This is a genomic window from Ruegeria sp. H6 (genome assembly GCF_056532975.1).
Genome location: NZ_JBQFOA010000001.1, coordinates 645868 through 668000 on the forward strand (window position 1 = coordinate 645868; position 22133 = coordinate 668000).

General features: G+C 60.9%; 23 protein-coding genes. 16 read left to right on the forward strand and 7 right to left on the reverse strand.

Going from position 1 to position 22133, the window contains the following annotated elements; genetic code table 11:
• Window positions 1-41: 41 nt before the first annotated feature.
• The gene (locus tag ACR0AG_RS03065; RefSeq protein ID WP_480836321.1) at window positions 42-392 is read left to right on the forward strand and encodes a DUF1127 domain-containing protein; all 351 of its coding nucleotides are present in this window, start codon (window positions 42-44) and stop codon (window positions 390-392) included.
• On the opposite strand, the gene ACR0AG_RS03070 is transcribed toward ACR0AG_RS03065, so the two are convergent.
• Window positions 389-1528, reverse strand: a complete 1140-nt coding sequence (locus tag ACR0AG_RS03070; protein ID WP_480836323.1) for an FAD-dependent oxidoreductase — start codon at window positions 1526-1528, stop codon at window positions 389-391. The genes ACR0AG_RS03065 and ACR0AG_RS03070 overlap by 4 nt on opposite strands.
• A 93-nt stretch (window positions 1529-1621) precedes the next feature.
• Here ACR0AG_RS03070 and ACR0AG_RS03075 point away from each other — a divergent pair, with 93 nt between their 5' ends.
• The 13 genes from ACR0AG_RS03075 to ACR0AG_RS03135 all read left to right on the forward strand — a co-directional run bounded on the left by ACR0AG_RS03075 (window position 1622) and on the right by ACR0AG_RS03135 (window position 13006).
• Window positions 1622-2914: a glutamine synthetase family protein gene (locus ACR0AG_RS03075; protein ID WP_480836324.1), complete on the forward strand. Its 1293-nt coding sequence runs from the start codon at window positions 1622-1624 to the stop codon at window positions 2912-2914.
• Window positions 2914-3180, forward strand: coding sequence for a EutN/CcmL family microcompartment protein (locus tag ACR0AG_RS03080; protein ID WP_480836326.1), 267 nt, complete (start codon window positions 2914-2916; stop codon window positions 3178-3180). The genes ACR0AG_RS03075 and ACR0AG_RS03080 overlap by 1 nt, the downstream gene beginning before the upstream one ends.
• A 42-nt stretch (window positions 3181-3222) precedes the next feature.
• A complete protein-coding gene (locus ACR0AG_RS03085) occupies window positions 3223-3531 on the forward strand; it encodes a BMC domain-containing protein (protein ID WP_480836328.1) in 309 nt (102 codons plus the stop codon).
• A gap of 23 nt (window positions 3532-3554) precedes the next feature.
• Window positions 3555-4739: a hypothetical protein gene (locus ACR0AG_RS03090; RefSeq protein WP_480836330.1), complete on the forward strand. Its 1185-nt coding sequence runs from the start codon at window positions 3555-3557 to the stop codon at window positions 4737-4739.
• Entirely contained in the window at window positions 4739-6118 is a 1380-nt protein-coding gene (locus tag ACR0AG_RS03095) for an aldehyde dehydrogenase family protein (RefSeq protein WP_480836332.1), read from the forward strand. The genes ACR0AG_RS03090 and ACR0AG_RS03095 overlap by 1 nt, the downstream gene beginning before the upstream one ends.
• A complete protein-coding gene (locus tag ACR0AG_RS03100) occupies window positions 6115-6738 on the forward strand; it encodes a BMC domain-containing protein (protein WP_480836334.1) in 624 nt (207 codons plus the stop codon). The genes ACR0AG_RS03095 and ACR0AG_RS03100 overlap by 4 nt, the downstream gene beginning before the upstream one ends.
• Window positions 6738-7919, forward strand: coding sequence for a malate dehydrogenase (locus tag ACR0AG_RS03105; protein WP_480836336.1), 1182 nt, complete (start codon window positions 6738-6740; stop codon window positions 7917-7919). The genes ACR0AG_RS03100 and ACR0AG_RS03105 overlap by 1 nt, the downstream gene beginning before the upstream one ends.
• On the forward strand, window positions 7916-8326 hold the full coding sequence (locus ACR0AG_RS03110; protein WP_480836338.1) for a Rid family hydrolase: 411 nt from the start codon (window positions 7916-7918) through the stop codon (window positions 8324-8326). Before ACR0AG_RS03105 ends, ACR0AG_RS03110 begins: the two co-directional genes overlap by 4 nt.
• Window positions 8327-8424: 98 nt before the next feature.
• Window positions 8425-9705 (forward strand): ABC transporter substrate-binding protein, encoded by a 1281-nt coding sequence (locus tag ACR0AG_RS03115; RefSeq protein WP_480836339.1) that lies wholly within the window; start codon window positions 8425-8427, stop codon window positions 9703-9705.
• Window positions 9706-9769: 64 nt separating this feature from the next.
• Window positions 9770-10621 (forward strand): branched-chain amino acid ABC transporter permease, encoded by an 852-nt coding sequence (locus ACR0AG_RS03120; RefSeq protein WP_480836341.1) that lies wholly within the window; start codon window positions 9770-9772, stop codon window positions 10619-10621.
• Between the two features lie 2 nt (window positions 10622-10623).
• On the forward strand, window positions 10624-11571 hold the full coding sequence (locus ACR0AG_RS03125; protein WP_480836343.1) for a branched-chain amino acid ABC transporter permease: 948 nt from the start codon (window positions 10624-10626) through the stop codon (window positions 11569-11571).
• Window positions 11568-12299, forward strand: a complete 732-nt coding sequence (locus ACR0AG_RS03130; RefSeq protein ID WP_480836345.1) for an ABC transporter ATP-binding protein — start codon at window positions 11568-11570, stop codon at window positions 12297-12299. The genes ACR0AG_RS03125 and ACR0AG_RS03130 overlap by 4 nt, the downstream gene beginning before the upstream one ends.
• Complete coding sequence (locus tag ACR0AG_RS03135) at window positions 12299-13006, forward strand: ABC transporter ATP-binding protein (RefSeq protein ID WP_480836347.1); 708 nt, start codon at window positions 12299-12301, stop codon at window positions 13004-13006. Before ACR0AG_RS03130 ends, ACR0AG_RS03135 begins: the two co-directional genes overlap by 1 nt.
• 73 nt (window positions 13007-13079) lie before the next feature.
• Here the strand turns inward: ACR0AG_RS03135 and mgrA are convergent, their stop codons facing one another.
• Window positions 13080-14117, reverse strand: coding sequence for an L-glyceraldehyde 3-phosphate reductase (gene mgrA, locus ACR0AG_RS03140; RefSeq protein WP_480836349.1), 1038 nt, complete (start codon window positions 14115-14117; stop codon window positions 13080-13082).
• 192 nt (window positions 14118-14309) lie between these two features.
• Between mgrA and ACR0AG_RS03145 the strand changes: the two genes are divergently transcribed.
• Window positions 14310-15758 carry an aldehyde dehydrogenase family protein gene (locus ACR0AG_RS03145; RefSeq protein WP_480836350.1) on the forward strand — a complete coding sequence of 483 codons (1449 nt, stop codon included), beginning with the start codon at window positions 14310-14312 and terminating at the stop codon, window positions 15756-15758.
• On the opposite strand, the gene ACR0AG_RS03150 is transcribed toward ACR0AG_RS03145, so the two are convergent.
• Both ACR0AG_RS03150 and ACR0AG_RS03155 read right to left on the reverse strand, forming a co-directional pair.
• On the reverse strand, window positions 15745-17304 hold the full coding sequence (locus ACR0AG_RS03150) for a M81 family metallopeptidase (protein WP_480836352.1): 1560 nt from the start codon (window positions 17302-17304) through the stop codon (window positions 15745-15747). The two genes, ACR0AG_RS03145 and ACR0AG_RS03150, sit on opposite strands and share 14 nt — an antisense overlap.
• Window positions 17305-17368: 64 nt before the next feature.
• Window positions 17369-18268, reverse strand: coding sequence for a LysR family transcriptional regulator (locus tag ACR0AG_RS03155; protein WP_480836354.1), 900 nt, complete (start codon window positions 18266-18268; stop codon window positions 17369-17371).
• Window positions 18269-18420: 152 nt separating this feature from the next.
• Between ACR0AG_RS03155 and ACR0AG_RS03160 the strand changes: the two genes are divergently transcribed.
• A complete protein-coding gene (locus ACR0AG_RS03160; protein WP_480836356.1) occupies window positions 18421-19182 on the forward strand; it encodes an SDR family NAD(P)-dependent oxidoreductase in 762 nt (253 codons plus the stop codon).
• A gap of 6 nt (window positions 19183-19188) precedes the next feature.
• On the opposite strand, the gene ACR0AG_RS03165 is transcribed toward ACR0AG_RS03160, so the two are convergent.
• The 3 genes from ACR0AG_RS03165 to ACR0AG_RS03175 are packed head-to-tail and all read right to left on the reverse strand — an operon-like array spanning window position 19189 to window position 21909.
• Window positions 19189-20157 carry a MurR/RpiR family transcriptional regulator gene (locus tag ACR0AG_RS03165; RefSeq protein WP_480836358.1) on the reverse strand — a complete coding sequence of 323 codons (969 nt, stop codon included), beginning with the start codon at window positions 20155-20157 and terminating at the stop codon, window positions 19189-19191.
• A 43-nt stretch (window positions 20158-20200) separates the two neighbouring features.
• The gene (locus ACR0AG_RS03170) at window positions 20201-21025 is read right to left on the reverse strand and encodes a carbohydrate ABC transporter permease (RefSeq protein WP_480836360.1); all 825 of its coding nucleotides are present in this window, start codon (window positions 21023-21025) and stop codon (window positions 20201-20203) included.
• Window positions 21025-21909, reverse strand: a complete 885-nt coding sequence (locus ACR0AG_RS03175) for a carbohydrate ABC transporter permease (protein WP_480836362.1) — start codon at window positions 21907-21909, stop codon at window positions 21025-21027. The genes ACR0AG_RS03170 and ACR0AG_RS03175 overlap by 1 nt, the downstream gene beginning before the upstream one ends.
• Window positions 21910-22133 lie beyond the last annotated feature (224 nt).

Consider the following 22133-nt stretch of genomic DNA (forward strand, 5'->3'; position numbering starts at 1 on the left):
AACGCTGTATACTGAATACATATATCAGGGAGGCACCGGAAATGACAGCCTATACAGAGTTCTTTCACAGGATCACGCGGATCGTGAATGCGCCGAAGGATGCAAAACTCAGCGATCGAGAGCTTGCGGATCTGGGTCTCAACCGCGCCGATCTGACCCTGCTGCGATCCGGCTTGCCCGGCGCGCGCAAACGTATTCTGGCCATGGCTGCTCAGTTCGGGCTGACCGAAGCGGACCTGAATGCCCGCCCCGAACTTGGACTGGATCTGGCCGAAACCTGTGGCCATTGCCAACAGGCCAAGACCTGTCGCGATGCGATCCGGTCGGGCAGCCCTCTGCCGCAGGACAAATGCCCCAATGCAGGGCTGTATCAGGCGCTGTCCGACATCTAGCGCCCGCTGGGGCTTTCCTTCGGGCTCAGCTTGCGGCGGTTGGTGATGGTGAACCGTTCGGCGGTGCCGAAATCCCTCAGCCCGACCCCGGCGGCAAACTCGGCGAAAACGGGCGCGTGTTTGAACAGATGCCCTGAACAGCCCCCAGCGAACAGGACGTTTTCATGTTCCGGGTGCCAGTCGACGATGAAATGCGTGTCCGGTGTCAGAATGATCTGGTTGAACTTGGAATCGACGACGCGCTGTCCCTCCAGCCCCGGCAGACGGTGGCGGATATAGCTGCGCGTCCGGCCCAGCGTTTCCTGACGGATCAGGCGTTCGTCATTGTCCAGGTCGATCTTGTCGGGGATCACAACCGCCGCCTTCACCCCCGAGCCTTCCGATGAGGGCAGGCCAAATGAGCCCTGACCGTGGTCGATCCAGCAGGGCATCCGGCTCATGTCGAAATCCTCGGACCCGTCCGGGGTCGAGGTATACAGCACATTCACCCCCACCACGGTCGAGATCGGTTTGATCGTGCGCGGGAACATGTCGGCCATCCACGGGCCGGTGGCGATGACGATCAGATCGGCCTCAAGCGGTTTGCCGTCCAGCATCGGGCGCTCTGCGCTATCGGTGGTCACGCGACCCCGGCGGACGGTGCCACCCGCGCGGCGAAAGAGGTCCAGCGCGGTCAGAACGCAGCGATGCGCCATCAGCATCCCGGCCTCGGGCTCGAACAGCGCATAGTCGATATCGGGCACCCGGAACTGGGGAAACCGCGATTCGATATCCTGCTGGTCGAATTTGTAATAAGGCACCCCAACCTTGTCGAAAGTCACGGCGGTGGCGTCTTCCCAGTCGCAATGTCCGCCAGTGGCCAGAATCAGCGCGCCGCATTCATACATCAGGTTTTGCCCGCTTTCGGCCTGCAACTCCAACCAGCGCACGCGGCTTTCGCGCGCCCACCGCGTATAGAACTCGTCCCGGCCGGAAATGGCCCGGATGACACGGTTGTAATCCGTTGAAGATGCACGGGAATGTCCCGGCTCCCACCGGTCGATCAGGGTAACTGTCTGACCGCGCCGCTGCAATGTAAGCGCCGTCATGACGCCGGCGATTCCGCCTCCGACAACGATGACCGAACTTTTGGACATGGTGCAGATTTTCCTTGTTTAACGATTGTCTTTGTGAATACTGTATACAGAATACAGCAATTATAAAGCCAAAACTACAGGGAGAGCGCAGCAATGAGTTCGGGGTTCGAACTGCCCGAGGGCACGCATACCGTCATTCTGGGTGTGGGTGATCTGAACGGCATCATGCGCGGCAAGCGCATTCCGGCCAGCCACTGGGATCACGTCTGCAAAAGCGGCAATGCGCTGTCGATTGCGCTGATGGCCATCGACATGACATGCGATGTCTGGGACACGCCTTATGTCAATTTCGACAACGGCTATCCCGACATGCACATCTTTCCGATGACGCAGCCCGTCGCCGTCCCGTGGGAGCCGGGCGTGGCCGTCTGCTTTGGCCGTGCCGAAGGGATGGATCACAAACCGGTCCCCATCAACCCGCGTCAGGCCCTGATTCGTCAGGTCGAACGCGCCCGCGACATGGGGTTCGAAGTCAATGTCGGCACCGAGCTTGAGTTCTACCTGCTGGATCCGGAAACCGGCCAGCCGCGCGACAGCGGCATTCAGGTCTATGGTCTGGGCCGTGCTGCCCGGATGGAACATATCGTCGGGCCGATCCGCCAGCAAATCAACGAATGCGGCATCCCTATCGAACAGTCGAACCCCGAATATGCCGCCGGTCAGGTCGAGGTGAATATCCGCTATGGTAAGGCGCTGGAGTCGGCGGACCGCGTGGTGCTGTTCAAATCGCTGATCCGGCAGTTGGGCATCGCCAATGGATATCTGGCCACCTTTATGCCGAAACCGTTCTTTGATCAGTCGGGCAGCGGGTTCCACACGCACTATTCGCTGTGGAAAGAGGGCCGCAACGTGTTTGCCGACAATGGCAAGATCAACGATGTGGGCAAATCCTTTATTGCCGGTCTGCAAAAGCGCATGTGCGAAACCGCGATCTGCGGCAGCGGCACGGTAAACGGCTATCGCCGCCGCCAGCCCTATACGTTCTGTCCGATCAACGCGAGCTGGGGTTATGACAACCGCACCGTCGGCATCCGGGTCATCGAAGGCGCGGACAGTGCCGTGCGTGTCGAAAAGCGCGACGCCGGGGCCGATGCCAACCCGTATCTACTGCTGGCGGCCGAGATTGCGGCAGGTCTGGACGGCATCGAACAGGGGTTGTCACCCAGTGAACCGACCAGGGGCAACGCTTATGAGGACGGCATTGGCGATGCGATCCCGACCGATCTGCCAGCCGCCATCGAACTGGCGCGCGGGTCGGAATGGCTCAAAGACGTCATGGGCGACATGCTGTGGGAACTGGTGCTGCAACAGGCCGAGCGCGAGCTGGATTTCTTTAACCAACAGGTCACTCAGGTCGAGCTGGACCGCTATCTGAGGACATTCTGATGCATCTGGGCACGGTCACAGGCACGGTCACGGCAACGGCCAAGGATGCGAAACTGGTCGGGTCCAAGCTGCTGGTGACGGATCTGGTCGATGGCAAGGGCAAGGTGATCGCCCCGGCGCGCGTCGCGGTCGATACCTGCGGGGCCGGGGTTGGCGACCGGGTTCTGGTGGTCGGCGGATCAGCGGCCCGGATGGCGGCAGGGTTATCCACGTCTCCGGTCGATCTGGCCATCGTTGCGGTGGTCGACACCGTGGCCATGGCCTAACCGGACGCACGGCAAATATCTACTTTCTTGGAGGAATGAAAAATGGCGAAACCAGTGGCAGGGCAGATGGCCCTTGGCATGATTGAAACGCGCGGGCTTGTCGGCGCGATCGAGGCAGCGGATGCGATGGTCAAGGCGGCCAGCGTTACCATTGTCGGCCAGACCAAGGCAGGCGGCGGTCTTGTGACCACGCTGGTGCGCGGTGAGGTCGGCGCGGTCAAGGCAGCCGCGGATGCCGGGGCCACGGCGGCCAACAAAGTGGGAGAGGTGGTCAGCGTCCACGTCATCGCCCGCCCGCATGATGAGCTTGAGGCAATCATCGACGGCCTTGGCGCCGGTTCCGGCGCCTGATCCGGCAGCCCAGAGGAGACAGCATGTCTGCCGGATTCGAGGAATTTACCCGCGCCGTGACACAAGGTTCCGGTCGCGATGCACCGGACCCGTCCGTGTTGAACCGGATCGCGGTTCTGGGCGGCGGGCCGGATGCGCGCCTGCTGGCCGCCCTGTGTCTTGCCGAAGGGGCCGAGGTCACATTGTTCTCGGCCTATGGGACCGAGCTGTCGCTGCTGGCGCAATCCTCGGGCATTTCCCTGCGGGGCGATGGGCCGGTGGGCAGCTATCAGGTCGACCGTGACGGGCCATCGGTCCGCACCACGGCGGAACTGGACGCAGCGGTGCGGGGCGCACAGGCGATCTTTCTGACCGGTCCGACCCACAAACAGCGCACCTATGCCATGGTACTGGCCGACCACCTGCAAGACGGGCAGATTCTGGTGCTGGCGCCGGGCCGGTCGCTGGGCGCGGTGGAAACCGCATGGTTGCTGCGCATCGGGGGTTGTACCGCCGATGTCACGCTGGTCGAGGTGCAGGGTCTGCCCTATTGGTACCATGCCGAGGGCGCGGGCCTGACCCTCTCCTTAGCCGGTCCCATGGCGGCGGCGACCCTGCCGCGTGGCCGTACGGACGTGCTTGAGGCTCTGCGGGTCTATCTGACCAACATTCACCCGGTCGATTCCGTTCTGGCCTCGGGCTTCAACGATCTGTCGGCTGCGGTGGAAATCCCCGCGCTTATTCTGGGCGGTGCAGCCATGGGCGCGGGTGGCCCGGATGTGCCAATGGGCGGTGTCCCGTTGGAACAAAACCAGAGCTTTGCCGCGCTGATCGGCCCCGATCAGGCCGGGGTGATCCATGGGTTGGCCGCCGAACGGCGTAGTGTCGCGGCGGCCTTTGGCGTCCGCACCCTGCCTGAAACCGACCCTTGGGTGGCCACCTTTGCCGGGGCGCAGCGGGGCGCAGGCGCACGCCCGGTTCCCGATCCGCAGGCCGCGCGCAGCCTGATGCGTGATGGGGTGCTGGGATCGCTGGTGCCGCTGGTGTCCGCAGGCGAACTGGCTGGCATTGCCACGCCGCTGACCACATCCCTGATCGCGATGTCCGACCGGATATTGGGGGCGGATGTGGCCGCAGCGGGTCGGCGTCTGGAAACCATCGGCATCTCGGCCGGTGACGTGGATCAGGCGCGCCGCATCTTTGACACCATCGCCACCGGAGTTTCGTGATGGATGCAGATCTGAAATCTATTGCCGCCGCGCGGCGTGCCGCTGACAGCGCGTTCGAGGCGTATCGCGCCTTTCTGGGCACCGACCCGGCGCAGGTGGATGCGATTGTCGACGCGATGGCCCGCGCCATCGAACCCGAGGCCGAGCGGTTGGGCCAGTTGGCGGTCGAGGAAACCGGTTATGGCAATGTGCCGGACAAGCGGGTCAAGAACCTGTTCAATGCGCTGTCGGTTGCCGACTATCTGCGCGATGTGACAACGCTGGGGATGCTGTGGCGGGACGACGCCACCAAGGTTGCCGCCTTTGGCGAACCAATGGGCGTTGTGGCCGCTCTGATCCCGGTGACAAACCCGACGTCGACGATCATCTACAAGGTGCTGTCAGCGGTGAAAGCGGGCAATGCCATCGTCTGTGCCCCGCATCCGCGCGGCGTGACCTGCGGTGCGGAAACCATCCGCATCATGGCCCGCGTGGCCGAACAGATGGGCGCACCAAAAGGCCTGATTCAGTGCCTAGATGCCGTGACCATTCAGGGCACCGCCGAGTTGATGAAACACCGCCGCACATCCGTGGTGATGGCCACCGGCGGCCCGGCGATGGTCAAGGCGGCCTATTCCAGCGGCAAGCCGACGCTGGCCGTGGGTGCGGGCAACGTGCCGTGTTACGTGCATAAATCCAAGGCCCGCGATCTGGCCGAAGTGGCCGAGATGATCGTGACCTCGAAAAGTTTTGACTATGGCACGGCCTGCGTCAGCGAACAGGCGGTTGTCGCTGATCCCGAAATCGCCCGCGACCTGCGCCATGAGCTCAAGCTGAAAGGCGCGTATTTCTGCACCGGGCCCGAGGCTGACCGTCTGGCCAAGGTCATCTTCAAGGGCAAGCAGGCGATGGACCCCGACCGGGTTGGCCAAAGCCCGCAGGCGCTGGCGGATGCGGCAGGGTTTGCGATCCCGCCGCGCACCCGTTGCCTAGTCTCGGAAGAGACCGAAGTGGGCTGGCAACGTCCGCTTTCGGCGGAAAAGCTGAATCCGGTGCTGGCGTTTTATGCGGCAAAATCCACCGATCACGGCATCGAACTGGCGCAATCCATCGCCCGGTTCGAAGGCTGGGGGCATTCCTCGGTCATCCATTCGGACGACCCAGACGTGGTGGCCCGCTTTGCATCGGTGCCCACGGGCCGGGTTCTGGTCAACACGCCGGGGATCATGGGTGGCACGGGCTATTCCACGGATCTGGAGCCGTCTTTCATGCTGGGCACGGGCACTTGGTCGGGGTCGATTACCTCGGACAATGTGACGGCTTTGCATCTGATCAACATCAAACGGGTCGCCTATGAAAGTCGGCCCTGGCGCGACATTTACGAGGAGTATGGCGCATGAGCGAGATCACCATCCGGGCGCTGATGCAGATCGACAACCTGCAACCCAAATTTGCCGCTTATAACGGCGCAACCGTGCAGGGTTCGGTGCCACTGTCCGGCGATACCGTTCTGATCGGAGAGTTTGCCCCCGGCAATGGGGTGTTTTCGCTGATCGACCGGGCGCTCAAGGCGTCTTCGGTCGAGGCAACGACGCAGTTGGTCGAGCGCGAGTTCGGGTTCTTCATCCTCCGCTCGCCTTCAAATGCCGAGGTGTCCGCCGCGCGCGATGCGATGCTGGCGGAACTGGGCGCGTCGATGTCGGACCGGCTGAAACCCGCGATCAGTTCGACGCAGATCATTACCAGTGTCGAACCCTATCAGGCGCAGTTGTTGAACAAATGGCGCAAGGGGTCGCTGATCGTGCCGGGCCAGACGCTGGGCATCGTGGAATGCGCGCCCGCCGCCTATATCTCGATCGCTGCCAATGAAGCCGAAAAAGCCGCCGAGATCGACATAGTCGAGGTGCGCGCCGTGGGCCGGTTCGGGCGGTTGTTCATCTCGGGGTCGGAAAACTCGGTCACGACCGCGGTTGAGGCTGCCACCCGCGCCATCGAGGCCGTTGACGGGCAGCAGGGCTGATGTCTGCCTCGCGCGTCATAGGCTCGGATGCGGTCGAGGGCGCGCGCCGCCGGGGCCGGATCGTGTTCGAGGTTCTGCCCGGTGATATCGTAACCGCGCTGGCGCGGGAAACGGCGGAACGGGTCGGCATCACCCTAGTCGATGGCCCGCTGGAGCGCCCGCAGGCGCCGCGTACCGATGGCGTGGTGTCGATGCAGCGGGTTCTGTACCGGCGCTCGCCCAAATGGGTGGCCCCATCGCGCGCGCCGCGCAAGGCACGCCGGTTGGGCAAGCTGGCACTGGTCGGGGCCGGGGGCGTTGGCGGCAATGTGGCCCATCTGGCAGCCATGGCCGACATCGCGGATGAAATCGCCCTGATCGACATCGCGCCGGGCATGGCGGCGGCCACGGCGCTGGATCTGAACCACGCATCCGGCATCACCGGCGCGCGCACGCGCTGTATCGGTGGCGAGACGCTGGATCTGGTGGCCGGGGCCGAGGTGGTCGTCGTGACCGCAGGCCGCGCCCGTCGACCCGGCATGACCCGCGCCGACCTGATCGACGTGAACGCCCGCGTGATCCGCCAAACGGCCGAGGCGATCCGTTCTGCCGCCCCCGATGCCATCGTGATCGTCGTGACCAACCCGCTGGACGAGATGACCGTCGAAATGCTGCGCGCCACGGGGTTCCGACGCGAACAGGTGCTGGGCATGGCCGGAACGCTGGACAGCAGCCGGTTCCGCAATGCGCTGGCGCAGGCCGCCGGGGTCACGCCCGCCGATGTGCAGGCGTTCACGCTGGGCAGCCACGGGGACGAAATGGCCCCGATCCCCAGCCGGGCACGCATCAAGGGCCGCGCGCTGGACGCCTTCCTGTCACCGGATCAGATCGACGCCTGCGTGCAGGATGCGATCAACGGCGGCGGGCAGGTTGTGGCATTGAAAAAGTCGGGCTCGGCCACGATAGCGCCGGCCCATGCCTCGATCGAATTGATCGACCATATCCGGGGCGCGCGCACCGGGCCGGTTCCGGTCTCGGTGATGTTGCAGGGCGAATACGGGATTGATGGGGTCGTGCTGGGCGTACCCGCCCATCTGGGCGCGGGCGGGCTGGTCGAGGTCGAAGACCTGCGCCTGACCGCCGACGAACAGGCAGCGCTGCACAAGGCGGCGGATGCCATCCGCACGAGGCTGGGTCTGTGACACTGCGCATTTGGAAATCCGGCGGGCGGTTTGAAGAGGTCGCCTCTTATTCCCGCGCAAAACGGATCGGGCCGCTGGTCTGGGTCGCGGGCACCACCGCCATCGAACCCAGCGGCCGGATTCATGCCCCGGGCGATATGGGGGCGCAAACACGCTATGTCCTGTCGCGCATCGAAGAGGCGCTGAAAGAGGTCGGCGCGGGCCTGCACCATGTGGCCCGCGTCCGCGCCTACCTGACTGATCTGTCTCAGGCCGGAGAGTTTGCCCGCGTCCACGGAGAGGTGTTCCGCGACATTGATCCGGTTCTGACCGCCGTTCAGGCCGGTCTGACCCAGCCCGGGCTGGTGGTCGAGATTGATGTGGACGCGGTGATTCACGACAAAAACGGCGAAATCGGCGGATTCTGAACATGAGTCCCCAAGAAAGGATTTGATCGAACCATCGTCTTGTGTACTGTATACAGAATACAAGAATGGCAAAATAAAAGACACAGGGAGCTAATGTGATGATCAAAACAGCGCTACTCAGCGGGACATGTATCGCGCTCATGGCCTCGGCGGCCGCTGCGGAAATCAAGGTGGGATTTATCGGATCGCTGTCCTCGGACACGGGCTTGTCGACCCTGCGCGGGGCCGAAATTGCCATTGAGGAACTGAATGCCAATGGCGGTGTGATGGGCGAACAGATCACGCTGGTCTCTGCCGATACCGGGCAGGATCCGACCGAAGGCGTGCGGGCCTATGAATATCTGGCTGAAACCGAAGAGGTTGATTTTATCATCTCGGGCTCGATCGACGATGTGTCGCTGGGCTGGTTGCCAAGGATGCAGGAATACCGCATTCCGACGCTGGACACCTGGACCTCGTATATCGGGATCATCGACATGGTGGCCGAAGACCCCGAAGGCATGGCGCCTTACTTCATGAACATCGCTTCGGACGAGGCGCTGGCGACGCTGTATATCAACTTTGGCGCGGATGTGCTGAAGGGTAAGATGGGCTGGGATTCCGTGGTCATTCTGGCCGAGGATACCGCCTTTGGCGAAGCCATCACCGGCCTTGTGACCGAGGCATTGGCCCCCGTGGCCGGGATCGAAGTCAAGGACATCATCACCTATGACGTCGCCACCGTCGATTTCGCCCCGATCTTCAGCCGGGCGCAGGATACGGGCGCGGATTTCATCTATCAGGTGTCGTCAGTGAACTCGCAGGTGGTGTCATCGCAATATGTGAAGCTTCAGGTGCCAATGGCAATGACGGGCGTGAACGTCTCTGCCCTTGGGATGGAGTATTGGGAGGATACAGGCGGAGCCGGAGGTGGTATCTCAACCCTGTCGCCGGTGCCTTCGGTGGGGTTCAAACTGGACCCGGCCAGTCAGGAATTTGTCGATACCTATCAGGCCAAATATGACAGCCGCCCGCTGCTGCCCCATTTCAACGGGTTCAACGCCTATCATGGGTTGAAACAGGCAATGGCAGCCGCCGAAGAGGCCGGTGGTTTCGATAAGGTCGAAGCCTGGGCCGAAGCGATGAAGAAGCAGGATCTGGTGCTCGATCTGGATGGCCAGCTGTGGCTGCGCTATGCGTTCTGGGGCGATGACGAGGTTGAGCCTGTCACCAACCGGACCTATCCGCATAACGCGCGCTTTGATCTGTCCGAGCCCTTTGACGATGCGCAGCCGTCGATGGTTGTGGTGCAGTGGTATGAAGACGGCACAGCGGCTGTGGTCTATCCCGACAAATACGCAACGGGTGAGTTTACGCTGCCCAGCTGGGTCAAACAGTAACCGCGCACGTACATAGCCGGAACCGGGTGCGCGTCCGCGCGCATCCGCAGCCAAGGATCCTCACATGTTGCAGATACTGATCCAGGGGCTTTTGCTCAGTGGTCTCTATGCGCTTATCGCCATGGGTTTCACGCTGATCTTCAGCATCGGGCGTGTTCTGAATCTGGCCTATGGGGCCTATCTGATGGTGGGCGGCTATGTCTATTTCTGGGTCTCTCAATCGCTGGGGATGCCCAAGCTGGCTGGCGTGGCCGTGGCCGCCGCACTGGGCGTTCTGATGGGGGTTTTGAAATACCGGCTGATCGTCAAGACGCTGAAGGGCGATCATGTGGCGGTCGAGATATCGACCCTGATCCTGGCGGTGGTCATTCAGGCCGGGATCGTTCTGGTCTTTGGCGACAGCAGCAAGATCCTATTGCCGATCGTGCCCGGCGTGATCAACGTGGCCGGTGCCTCGGTGACGTATAATATCCTGATCGCGACGCTGATCAGCTGGGCCATCCTGATGGGGCTTTATGCCTTTGTCCGGCTGACCCATACAGGGCGGGCGATGCAGGCGGTTTCGATGGATATGAAAGGGGCTGCGATTTCCGGGATCGACCCGGACCGCATCAACCTGATCACATGGGGCATTTCCGGCGCGCTTGGTGCTTTGGGCGGCGTGTTCTTTGCCAGCTACACGCAGCTTTCGCCGTCGATGTGGGTTGCGCCGCTGATCATCTCGGTCGCGGTGGTCATCGTGGGCGGTATCGGGTCGATCATCGGCACGCTGGTGGTCGCCCATATCGTCGGTTTCCTTGAAGTTATCGTGGTCGCCACACTGGCCCCGGAACTGCGCGGTGTCTTCACGATGCTGCTGATCATCGGCGTGCTTGTGACGCGCCCACAGGGCCTGTTTGGCCGCGAGGAGCTTTGACGATGGGGCTGCGCTGGTTTCACTTTGCCCTTTGGGGCGGTCTGATCGCCGGGATGTTGCTGCTGCCGCAGGTTGTGTCGAACGGCACGCTGCGGACGATGATCTTTGCCAATTATCTGGCGATCTTTGCCATCAGCTGGGATGTTCTGTCGGGCCGCACCGGGTATATCAGTTTCGGCCATCCGTTCCTGATCGGGATCGGGGCCTATACCACCGCCATCCTGACCAAACGCTTTGACATCCCGGTCGAGGTGTCGATCCCCGCCGCCGTGCTGGTCACAATGGCCGCCGGTCTGCTGGTGCTGCTGCCCGCGCTGCGCATCCGGGGCAGCTATTTCGCACTGGTCACGCTGGCCTTCATGGAGCTGCTCTATCAACTGGTGCAGGTGATCCGGCCCGATCTGACCGGCGGCACGCGCGGCATGTCGGGGGTTCAGACCCTGACGCGCGGGGCGGCCAACGGCTATTACCTGTCCACGGCGCTGATGCTGACCATCGCGGTCAGCATGTGGTTGTTGATGAAAACCCGACTGGGAACGGCCTTGTCCGCCATCGGCATGAATGAGGAAAGCGTGCGTGGCTCGGGCCTAAGCACAACGCGCCTCAAGGCGTTTGCCTTTCTGACCAGCGCCTGCATTGCCGGGCTGGGGGGTGCATTCTATGTCCATTACCTTGGATCGCTTGCGCCCCGCGCCCTGTTTGACATCAACTTTCTGTTCACGATCATCGTTGCGGCGCTGCTGGGCGGCACCTCGACCATCATCGGCCCCATGATCGGAGCCTTCTTCATGACATTCCTGCTGGAATATCTGCGCCCGGTGCTTCCGGGGGCCGAGCGTTATTTCGTCTACGGGGCCATCGCGCTGCTGCTGTACATGTATCAGCCCAAGGGTCTGGTCGAACTGGTGCAACGCGGGGTGCGATCCCTTGGCAGGGGGCGCACGACATGAGCGCGGCGCTGAAGGTCTCGGGCCTGGTCAAACGCTTTGGCGGTCTGGTGGCCACCAATGACCTGTCCTTTACCTTGCAACCGGGTGAGTCGCTGGGCCTGATCGGCCCCAATGGCGCGGGCAAGACCACTGTGTTCAGCCAGATAATGGGTGAGCTGCGTCAGAACAGCGGCACGATCGAGCTGTTCGGTGATGAGATTTCGGCCCTGCCCACATCGCGGCGCATCCGGGCCGGGGTGAGCCGCACCTATCAGATCCCGCGCCCCTTTGCGGATATGAATGTGGGCGAAAACATCCGGGTCGGTCTGATGCCCGACAATATCTGGCAGATGATCACGACCGGCCCCGATACCGACCGGGAACGGGAACTGGCGCTGAGTGTTGGTTTCACCGAGGACGACCTGCGCAGAACCCCATCGGAATTGGCCATGGGCGATCTGCGCAAGCTGGAAATGGCCCGCACCATGGCCACCGCCCCGCGCGTGATGCTGCTGGACGAGGTGTTCGCCGGGCTGACCGTGGGTGAGATTGCGCAAATCTCGGACTTGATCCAATCCATGCGCCGCGACGGCATGACCTTTCTGATCGTCAGCCACGATCTGCCCGCGCTGGAGCCGTTGGTCGACCGCGCCATCGCCATCGAACGCGGCACCATGATTGCAGAAGGCACGTTCAGCGAAGTGATGAATGACAAGGCGGTTCAAGCCTCATATCTGGGGGCGGCGTGATGTCTTATCTGGAAATTGACAACCTGTCGGCTTTTTATGGCAAGGCGCAGGCGCTCACCGATATCTCGATCACGGTGCAACCCGGCGAGATTGTCGCCGTGGTCGGCCCCAACGGCGCCGGCAAATCCACTTTGCTGGACAGCATCATGGGGCTGGTGACGACCAAAGGCGATATCCGGCTGCGGGGCCACAGCCTGACAGGCCGCCCGCCGGCGGAAATTGTGCGCAGTGGCGTCGGTTATGCGCCCGAACGGTTCAACTTGTTCCCCTATATGTCTGTGCGCGATAATCTGATGGTCGGCGCTTATACCGCCCGCGACGATATCCAGAGCAATCTGGACATGGTGCACAAACTGTTCCCCCGGCTAGAAGAACGCGAAGGCCAGGAAACCTCGACCCAATCAGGGGGTGAACGGCAGATGGTGTCTCTGGGCCGAGCGCTGATGACCAGCCCGGAACTGCTGCTGATCGACGAGCCAACCATTGGGCTGGCCCCAAAGATCTGCCTTGAGATCGCCGATGTGGTGCGTCAGTTGAACAAGGAATACGGGCTGACCGTGGTGATCACCGAGCAGAACGCCAATTTCGCCCTGTCTCTGGCCAGCCGTATTTATATCCTTGAATCCGGACGGATGCAGACCTCGGGGACGGCGCAGGAACTGCAAAACGACTCGCGCCTGCTTGAGGCGTATTTCGGCGGCCACTGACAGGCGGTACAAAGCCCAGGAAACGGAATTCTCTTTATCTTAAGCGATTTGCCGTGCCCGCCTGGTGCACGTTCTAAGCGTCCGATGATTGCGACCACAGGTTGATATCGTTGCTGACGGAATACCGGTCTATCTCGGCCAGTTCTTCGGGGGTGAAAGTCAGGTTCTTCAGTGCTCCAACGCAGTCTACGATCTGTTCCGTCCTGGAGGCTCCGATCAACGCCGTGGTAATGCCCCCGTCGCGCAAGACCCAGGCCAATGCCATCTGGGCTAATGTCTGCCCGCGGTCTTTGGCGACGGCATCCAGCTGTCGCAGGTTGTCCAAGGTCTGTTGCGTTAACAAATCTGGGTTCAGCGATTTATCTTCGGCTGCGCGGCTGTCCGTGGGCACCCCTTTGAGGTATTTGTCCGTCAGCATTCCCTGCGCCAGCGGTGTGAACGCGATTGAGCCGATGCCAAGCTGCCCAAGCGTGTCTTTCAGACCGTCCGTTTCAACCCATCGGTTGATCATATTATAGCTCGGCTGGTGAATGAGGCAGGGCGTGCCCAGTTCCTTCAGGATCGCTGCCGCCTCTTGCGTGCGTTGCGAGTTATACGACGAAATCCCGACATAGAGCGCCTTGCCGGACCGCACGATGTGATCCAATGCGCCCATCGTCTCTTCCAGCGGTGTATCAGGGTCGAACCGGTGCGAATAGAAGATATCCACATAGTCCAGCCCCATGCGTTTCAGGCTTTGATCGCACGATGCGATAACGTTTTTCCGGCTGCCCCATTCTCCATAGGGCCCGGACCACATCTCATACCCGGCCTTGGATGAGATCACCAATTCATCCCGATACCCTGCGAAATCGTTCTTGAGAATTTCGCCAAACGCTATTTCAGCACTGCCCGGAGGCGGGCCGTAATTGTTGGCCAGATCAAAATGCGTGATCCCCAGATCAAAGGCCGTGCGGCACAGATCGCGTTTCAGATCATGAGGCCGGTCGCCACCAAAATTGTGCCACAGCCCCAGCGAAATCGCCGGCAGTTTCAACCCGCTGTTGCCGCAGCGGTTATAGATCATATCGTCATACCGGCCCGCATGGGGCACATAAGAAGCATTGGTCATGGGGTGGTGTCCTTTGAGGTTTGTGGCCCGTGTTCTGGCAACCTTGTGAGCGTCCTATCAAAACCACTTTTTGCTGGCCAATGCTCATGACGAATGCGGCAAGGTTGAAAATGCATCCTCGGTCAGCCCGTCGTTTCAAGCCTGGCGCAAGCGGCCTATGGTAACGTCGCAGAGATAAAATGGTGGGCCAGGATGACAACTCGACGCTATCAGAACTTCATTGGCAACACATGGAGCGACGCACGCTCGCAGGAAGAGTTTGAAACCATCAGCCCTGCGGACAATTCGCTGGTGGGAACGGTGGCCAAAAGTGATCGGATTGATGCGCAGGATGCCATCGCGGCCGCGCGACGCGGGCACGAGGCATTGATGCGCCTGACGGCCTGGGAGCGCTCGGCCTTGTGTTCTGCGGTGGCCGACCAGATGATCCGGCGCCGGGACGATCTGGCCAATATTCTGGCCCGCGAGCAGGGAAAGCCACTGCACACCGAAGCCTTTGGCGAGGTTGATACGGCCATCAAAGGCTTTCGCGAGGCATCCGAGCTGATCAAGTGGTTGGAAGGGGCCTATACCCCGGTTGAAACCCCTGGCGTGCGGGCCATGAGCTATCGCAAGGCGCGGGGCGTCTATGCCGTGGTGACCCCATGGAACTTTCCGATCAATATACCGGTCGAATACCTCGCCCCCTGTCTGGCGGCGGGCAACGGCGTGGTCTGGGTTCCGGCCCCCACAACGTCAGCCTGTGCGGCGGTGTTGATGGAGTGTATCGCCGAGGCCGGTCTGCCCGATGGGGCGATCAATCTGGTGCATGGCCCCGGCGATGTCGTAGGAGATGAAATTGTGGCAAATCCCGGCACGGATGGCATTGGTTTTACCGGTAGTCCGCTGACCGGCGGGGTGATCGCGAAACGAGGGGCGGGCAAGCCCATGTTGCTGGAGCTTGGCGGCAACGGGCCGGTGATCGTTCTGGAAGACGCCGATCTGGACAAAGCAGCGGACGCGGCCGCATCGGGCAGCTTTTACAATGCTGGTCAGGTTTGTGCCGCAACCGGGCGCATTCTGACCACCCGGTCAGTGCATCAGGCATTGGCAGAGAAACTGACCGAGCGGGCACAAGCGGTGAAGCTGGGCAATCCGCTGCATGACGGCACCACAATGGGGCCGCTGAACAACCCTGCGGTGGTTGCCAAAATTCAGGAACATGTCGCTGATGGTCTACGTCAGGGCGGTGAGCTTTTGACCGGGGGTCGCACCGTCGACAGTCTGGGCTCGGACCTGTTTTATGCGCCCACCGTGATCGACAATGTCCCGAGCGATGCGCTTTTGAACCGTGCCGAGACCTTTGGCCCGGTGGCCCCGATCATCGTCTGCGAGGATGAGGATGATCTGATCCGCGTTGCCAATGCTGCAGGCCACGGTCTGTCCGCCGGGGTCTTCACCCGCGACCTGTCACGGGCTTTCCGCTTCGGCGAAGAGATCGAAGCCGGGATCGTCAATATCAACGGTCCCAGCACCTACTGGGAACTGCACCTGCCTTTTGGCGGGGCACCGGGTAAATCCAGCGGGCTCGGACGGCTGGGCGGCAAACATACCCTGCACGAGGTGACCGAGATCAAGACCATCACCTTCAGGGTGTCGTGACGACCTCACTTGGGTCAACGGGATGCCATTCCGCGTCCGGATCCAGTGGGATGCAGGGGCGTGGAAGATCTTGAAAATCGAACCGGGTCAAAACCGGCGAACTCAGGCCCGGGGCATCAACCTCGATAATCTGGTCCGGCCCGAAGAACTCGTCGAACCCGGCGCGAAAATGCCCGCGTGACTTTACCGCCAGCGATCTGACCTGTCGCAGGTCGATGCCCATCATCTCAAAAAACACGGGGTCCGCGCATTGCGTGCGCACCGAAATCACGACCACCTTCACGCCTGCGATGTCAAGCAGGGCGGTTGGCCCCAGAGACATCTGCCGATCGGCATAAAATCCGCGCCGCCCGGTGCAAATGCCGTCGCTTAGTCTTTCGACCGTCGCCTGATGAGAAAAAGGACGGGAGTGATCCGGCGCGTCATGATCGACGAAATGGGCCAGAAACGACTGCCCTTCACCCGCCAGATGAGCAGCACGCGCAACATCAGGTGCGTTGATCGTGCCAATACAGGCACCCTTGGCCCGCGACGCGACAAGCTGCGACAGGATCCAGGTTGTTGCACCTGTTCCCCCGCCGCCGGGATTGTCTGCGACATCCGCCAGAGCCACTGCGGGTAGCGACGGATCATTGCCGACCTCAAATGCCCGGGCAATGGCGTCATCCAGACTTGCAAGGTTCGCCGGGCGATACCGCTGACGGTCATTCCACGCGGATTGGGCCAGGTTTTTCGCCAGGCGCGCCGCCTCAGTCGGCGCGTCATGGGTACTCACCAGCACACTTAACCCGTTCTTGGATGTGTCGGCATAAGCAAACCCGCCAAACAGGGAAATGTTCACAACCGATTGCGACCGGACCGTCTCGGCCTTGCGCGTCAAATCGGCAAAAGGCCCCGTATCGGTCAGAAGTGTAACCGTTGGGGGAATGATCGGCAGGCGCACCAGCGCTGGGGTCGGGCAGAGCGTGCCGGACAGAATCCGCTGCAGTGCTTCGGCGGCTTCTTGCCCGCGCTGGGTCATATCCACATGGGGATTTGTCCGATACCCCACGATCAGGTCGACGGACGACACCATCAGATCCGAGATATTGGCGTGAAGATCCAGGGTGGCCACAATTGGAATATCCGCGCCGACCTGAGAGCGGATCGCGGCAAACATCTCACCATCAGGATCGGCGCTGCGAGTCGTCCGCATCGCGCCGTGATTGCAGATATACACCGCATCGGGTTTGACATCGGCCAACCGGTCACAGATCCGCGCCAAAGTCTCGGAAAAAAACGCATGATCTGCGGGTCCGCCCGCCTCGACCAGACCAAAACCAATGGGGGTGACCTCGGCCCCCGCGGCAAGGGATGTAGCACAGAATGACCGCAATTCGGCCGGCAGGCGTGAGCGGGGTGCGTGCAATTCCTGCTCCATGTCATCGTCCCAAACCAGCACGCGGGCCTCGAAATCGGAACGGTAGATGACGGGGGCGAAGCGGTTGCTTTCCAGCATCAGCCCCAGAACGGCAATGCGCGGAGTGTCGAAATGTCCGGTCTGCATACAATCAGACCTAAGGCGCGGCGGGCCAGGATGCCAATTCTAAGCAAGCGTTTGGCGATGCGGGTTATGCATCGCGCAGAACCTCCCATAGTTCTTCGGCGGGGTCGGGCAGGGGGTCAACGGCCCTGTACAGGCGAATCTCGGTCGGGATACGCCACTGATCGTCACCGGCATAGGCCAGCCGCCTCAGCTTGATATCTTCCTGCACCATGCTTTCGGGGACCCAGGCCAAACCACGCCCTTCGCGCGTCAGCGATCGCAGCACCCCGGCCAGATGCGATGTGAAAACCGGGTTGACAAAGACCGGTACAGGCGGGTCGGCCAGCAAGCTGTTGACGGCCTGACCGATCGCGGATTCCTCGGAATAGGCCAGCAAAGGGATCGGATCATCCGGCTCTCCGGGCAGACGATCCACAGGGGATCCGTTTGCATCCGCCATTGTCACCGGGATCAGCGCGTCGCGCCCGATAACTGCGCTGTCAAACAGCTGGTCGGCCAGCGGAACGGCAATCGCGGAATGGGCGTGCGACATGGCAAAATGACAGCGGGATTCGCGCAGATGCCGCATACAATCCAAAAAATTCATCGATTCCAGACGGACATCCAGATCGCGCCCACCCGGGATCTCGCTGGACAGCCAATGCGGAAAAAAGCCCAATGACAATCCATGGGGGATGGCGAAATGCACCTTGGGTCGGGTGCTGTCGCCTTGCGAGGACAACTGTTCCTGAATGCTCTGCAATTGGCGGCAGACATCTTCGGCCACCGGCATAAATTGCTTTCCCGCCTCGGACAGGCTGACAGGCTTGGTGTTGCGATCAAAAAGCTCGGCCCCCAACCAATCCTCAAGCGCCTGAATGCGACGGCTAAGGGCCGATTGGGTTCCACCCCGAACCTGAGCGGATTGGGTGAAATTCCCAAGGGCGGCCACCGCCAGAAAGTCTTCGAGCCAGCGTTTTTCCATGAATCCTGTTCCGAAAGGTCGTGGGCAAAGCTTACGCGCACAAGCCGTTATGAACAATCGTCATTCTTGCATCCGCACACCGCATTCGCCAGCGGTGGGCAAGGCCGGTATCACCCGGACCGATCCTGATTTGACAATTGAGAGGCTTGCAGATGTTTGATGCGTTCAAGGGGAAATCGGTTCTTGTCACGGGTGCCAGCTCGGGCATCGGCGCGGCGGTGGCCCGCAAATTCGGCGAACTGGGCGCAACTGTTGGCGTGCACTACAACGCACAGCGTGAGCAAGCCGAGGCGGTGGCCGCAGAGGTGCGCGCCGCTGGGGGCACGGCCCATGTTCTGCAAGCGGATGTTGCCGATTTTGAGGCCTGCGCCCGGTTGGTTGGCGACTTTGTGGAACAGGCGGGTGGTCTGGACATTCTGATCAACAATGCAGGATCAATGGTGCGCCGCATGCCGGTGACGGAACAGGATCCCGAATTGTTTCACCAGGTCATGGATGTGAACGCTACATCTGTCTATGCGGTCAGCAAGGCTGCGGTGCCGCATCTGCGCAAGACAAAGGGCTCGATCATCAACCTGACCTCGATTGCCGCGCGCAATGGCGGCGCCATCGGGTCTGGCGTCTATGCCGCGTCCAAGGCTGCAGTCAGCAGCCTTACCCGGTCGCTGGCAAAGGAAGAGGCACCCCATGGCGTGCGGGTCAATGCGGTCTCTCCCGGGGTCATCCTGACCCCGTTCCATGACGCGTTTTCCACGCCCGAAGCGTTGGAGGCCGTGCGCATGACCATCCCGATGGAGCGGCTTGGCACGTCCGAGGATTGCGTCGGTGCGTTTCTGTTTCTGGCCAGTGATGCTTTGGCCGGATACATCACCGGTCAGATCATCGAGGTAAATGGCGGGCAGCTCTCGCCCTGAGCCGCCTCAGTCCCCCAGCGGCTGCGGGCCGATACGCCCGTGAAACGCAGTCAGCGAGGCGCGGACCCGCCGCAGTGCCTCGTTGGTGAGGGCTGGCTGTGCCTGCGCAACCGCTGTGGCCAGTGCGTCGATCAGAACCAGATGCGCATAGCGCGAGGCCGTCGGTTTATGGATATCCAGATCCTCGGGCAGATCGACGGTGATGGGCAACGTCGCAATGCGCGCCAGTGTAGAATCGGGTCGGGTAATACAGATCGTAGATGCGCCGTAGCCATTGGCAATCTCTGCCGCTTTGACAACTTCCAGCGCTTCACCGCTGGCTGAGATCAGGAACAGGGTATCGCTGCGCTTCAAAGTCGCCGCACGCATCTGGGCCAGATAGCTGTCGCTGACAAATGTCGCGGGAATCCCAAGCCGGAAAAACCGGTTTGCCGCGTCATTGGCAACGATCGAGGAGCCACCGCCGATACCGACGAACAGAATTTGGTTGGAGTCGCAAAGGCGCAGAACAGCGGCATCGAAAACTCCGGGGTCAAGCTGCGCCCGCATCATATCGAGCGATGATTTCAGCGCTGTCAGCACCACATCAACCGGTGAATTGTCATGGGGCGCGATGGATTCCGGACCGGGTGCCAGATATTGCATGCTGACGGCCACATTGCGGGCCAGTTTGATCTTGAAATCGCGATAGCCGTCACAACCCAGCGTGCGGCAGAAGCGGATCACAGTGGGCGTGCTGACATTGCATGCCTCGGCCAGATCGGCGATCACCATCTGACTGACCGCTTCGAGGTTGTCCATGACATAGTCGGCCACGCGTTGTTCGCGCGGGGCGAACTCACCGCTTGTCCGCCGCAGCACCGATATCAGGTCCAGTACGGCAGGGGCACGCTGCGCGGATTGAAGGTCCGGCTGCTCTTCATCGCTTTGGTCGATCTGCGGCTCCATCCACGTGTCCTTTTGTTTTGCCGTCACGGCGCATCGCGCCTTTGTATCAGCACAATGCCGAAGGTCATCCCTATTTTACTGCGCCTGACGTCAAACCTGTTACCAAATAGCGTTGCAGCCACGCGAAGACGATGGCAACCGGCAAGGTTGCCACAAAGGTCGCGGCCATCACATAATGCCATTCAATCGAATACCGCCCCGAAACCAGCGATAGGATCTGGATTGGCAGCGTGTAGTTTTCGGCACTGCGCAGGCTGGTCAGGGCGATGACAAACTCGTTCCAGGTGTTCACAAAGGTAAACAGCGCTGTCACTACAAGCGCCGGAATGGCCAGCGGCAGGAACACGCGCCGCAGCGACAGGGTGGAGGACGCGCCTTCCATCCACGCCGCCTCTTCAAGATCGCGCGGAATTGTCGAGAAATAGCTTTCCAACATCCAGACGGCAAACGCCATATTGAACCCGGTGTTGACCATGGCGACGGCCAACTTGCTGTCCAGAACGCCGACCAGAACCAGTAGCTTGAACAGCCCCAAAATCAGCACAATAGGCGACAGCATCTGCGACACCAGTAGAAAGCCGCGAAACGCCTGCTTGCCATGAAACCGCATCCGGCTGAGCGCATAGGCCGCCGGAATGGCGCACAGGATCGTCAGCGCGGTAGAAACCACCGAGATATATAGCGAATTGCCCAAAGCGACGCCGAAATTGGTGGCCTGCCACATCTCGATGAAATTGCCCCATGCCAGACGGCTGGGAATCCATCTGGGATCATAAAGTTCGGTCTGAGGTTTCAGCGCGCTCAGGAACATGACGGCAAAGGGAAACAGGCAAAAGGCCAGCAGCGGGGCCAGAATCAGCCATGAGACGATCGTGGTTTTCAGCTTATTGCTCATCACTGCGCCGCCCTTTCGTTTTTCATTGCCAGACGGACATAGATTAGGCTGAAGATCAGCAGGATGGCGAACATGATCAGCGACAGCACCGCCGCCTCACCGACCTTGCCAAACCGAAACGCGCTTTTGTACAGGTAGGTGACAAGAATATCGGTGGTATTGACCGGCCCGCCTTGTGTCGTAACCCAGATGATCGGGAACGAATTGAACACATAGATCGTGTTCAGCACCACGGCGATGTTCACAAAGGGGCGCATCATTGGCAGGGTCACGCGCCGGAACCTCTGCCAGCCGTTTGCGCCCTCCATCTTTGCTGCCTCGTATAAATCCTGCGGGATCGATGACAGGCCGCCCAGAAAAATGGTGGTCGTAAAGGGGATCGTGGCGAGAATGCCCACGATGATCTGCATCGGAAACGCGGTACGGTACGAGGCCAGCCATGCCACGTTCTCATCAATGATGCCCGCAAAGATCAGGGCCGAGTTCAGCATGCCGCTTTCGCCGTTCAGCGCCAGACGCGCGGTGATGGCCAGCATCGCCAGCGAGATCGCCCAGGGCAGCATAATGATGACGCGGGCGATGTTACGCCCGTAAAACTCTCGCTGCAGGATAATGGATGTCGGCATCGCGATGACAAAAGTGCCCGCCACAATCGAAACGGTCCAGATTACCGTGCGCCAGAGCGAGGCATAAAGCTCGGGGTCGGCAAAAACGGCGGCATAGTTCTTGAGGCCCCCGAACCCGATGACCTGGCCAAAGCGGTTCACATCGCCGAAAGACAGCGATCCCAATTGAAACAGCGGCCAGAGGATAATGGTTGCCGAAAACAAAAAACCCGGAAGCACCAGACCATAGGGAATTGCCTTGTTTCGTCGCGTTTGCATGTACCGGTTCTTCCTGTCGTGTCACCAAGAATGCTGGCGTCCTTGCGTTAGAATTACAAGGAAAAAGAAATTTTGTTACGAATGGTGGGATTTTTTCGAATAATTAGGCCAACGACCATGCGAATCCGGAATTGTTCCGTGCGAGAGTCGCATAATGGAATGAATTTGGAAGGCGTTTTAGCGATAACTATATGTTTTGAAGTAATAAAAGATTCAATATCTAC

Coding starts and splice junctions, on each gene's coding strand:
- ACR0AG_RS03065 (WP_480836321.1), top strand. CDS start 42: ATGACAGCCTATACAGAGTTCTTTCACAGGATCACGCGGATCGTGAAT.
- ACR0AG_RS03070 (WP_480836323.1), bottom strand. CDS start 1,528: ATGTCCAAAAGTTCGGTCATCGTTGTCGGAGGCGGAATCGCCGGCGTC.
- ACR0AG_RS03075 (WP_480836324.1), top strand. CDS start 1,622: ATGAGTTCGGGGTTCGAACTGCCCGAGGGCACGCATACCGTCATTCTG.
- ACR0AG_RS03080 (WP_480836326.1), top strand. CDS start 2,914: ATGCATCTGGGCACGGTCACAGGCACGGTCACGGCAACGGCCAAGGAT.
- ACR0AG_RS03085 (WP_480836328.1), top strand. CDS start 3,223: ATGGCGAAACCAGTGGCAGGGCAGATGGCCCTTGGCATGATTGAAACG.
- ACR0AG_RS03090 (WP_480836330.1), top strand. CDS start 3,555: ATGTCTGCCGGATTCGAGGAATTTACCCGCGCCGTGACACAAGGTTCC.
- ACR0AG_RS03095 (WP_480836332.1), top strand. CDS start 4,739: ATGGATGCAGATCTGAAATCTATTGCCGCCGCGCGGCGTGCCGCTGAC.
- ACR0AG_RS03100 (WP_480836334.1), top strand. CDS start 6,115: ATGAGCGAGATCACCATCCGGGCGCTGATGCAGATCGACAACCTGCAA.
- ACR0AG_RS03105 (WP_480836336.1), top strand. CDS start 6,738: ATGTCTGCCTCGCGCGTCATAGGCTCGGATGCGGTCGAGGGCGCGCGC.
- ACR0AG_RS03115 (WP_480836339.1), top strand. CDS start 8,425: ATGATCAAAACAGCGCTACTCAGCGGGACATGTATCGCGCTCATGGCC.
- ACR0AG_RS03120 (WP_480836341.1), top strand. CDS start 9,770: ATGTTGCAGATACTGATCCAGGGGCTTTTGCTCAGTGGTCTCTATGCG.
- ACR0AG_RS03125 (WP_480836343.1), top strand. CDS start 10,624: ATGGGGCTGCGCTGGTTTCACTTTGCCCTTTGGGGCGGTCTGATCGCC.
- ACR0AG_RS03130 (WP_480836345.1), top strand. CDS start 11,568: ATGAGCGCGGCGCTGAAGGTCTCGGGCCTGGTCAAACGCTTTGGCGGT.
- ACR0AG_RS03135 (WP_480836347.1), top strand. CDS start 12,299: ATGTCTTATCTGGAAATTGACAACCTGTCGGCTTTTTATGGCAAGGCG.
- mgrA (WP_480836349.1), bottom strand. CDS start 14,117: ATGACCAATGCTTCTTATGTGCCCCATGCGGGCCGGTATGACGATATG.
- ACR0AG_RS03145 (WP_480836350.1), top strand. CDS start 14,310: ATGACAACTCGACGCTATCAGAACTTCATTGGCAACACATGGAGCGAC.
- ACR0AG_RS03150 (WP_480836352.1), bottom strand. CDS start 17,304: ATGCAGACCGGACATTTCGACACTCCGCGCATTGCCGTTCTGGGGCTG.
- ACR0AG_RS03155 (WP_480836354.1), bottom strand. CDS start 18,268: ATGGAAAAACGCTGGCTCGAAGACTTTCTGGCGGTGGCCGCCCTTGGG.
- ACR0AG_RS03160 (WP_480836356.1), top strand. CDS start 18,421: ATGTTTGATGCGTTCAAGGGGAAATCGGTTCTTGTCACGGGTGCCAGC.
- ACR0AG_RS03170 (WP_480836360.1), bottom strand. CDS start 21,025: ATGAGCAATAAGCTGAAAACCACGATCGTCTCATGGCTGATTCTGGCC.
- ACR0AG_RS03175 (WP_480836362.1), bottom strand. CDS start 21,909: ATGCAAACGCGACGAAACAAGGCAATTCCCTATGGTCTGGTGCTTCCG.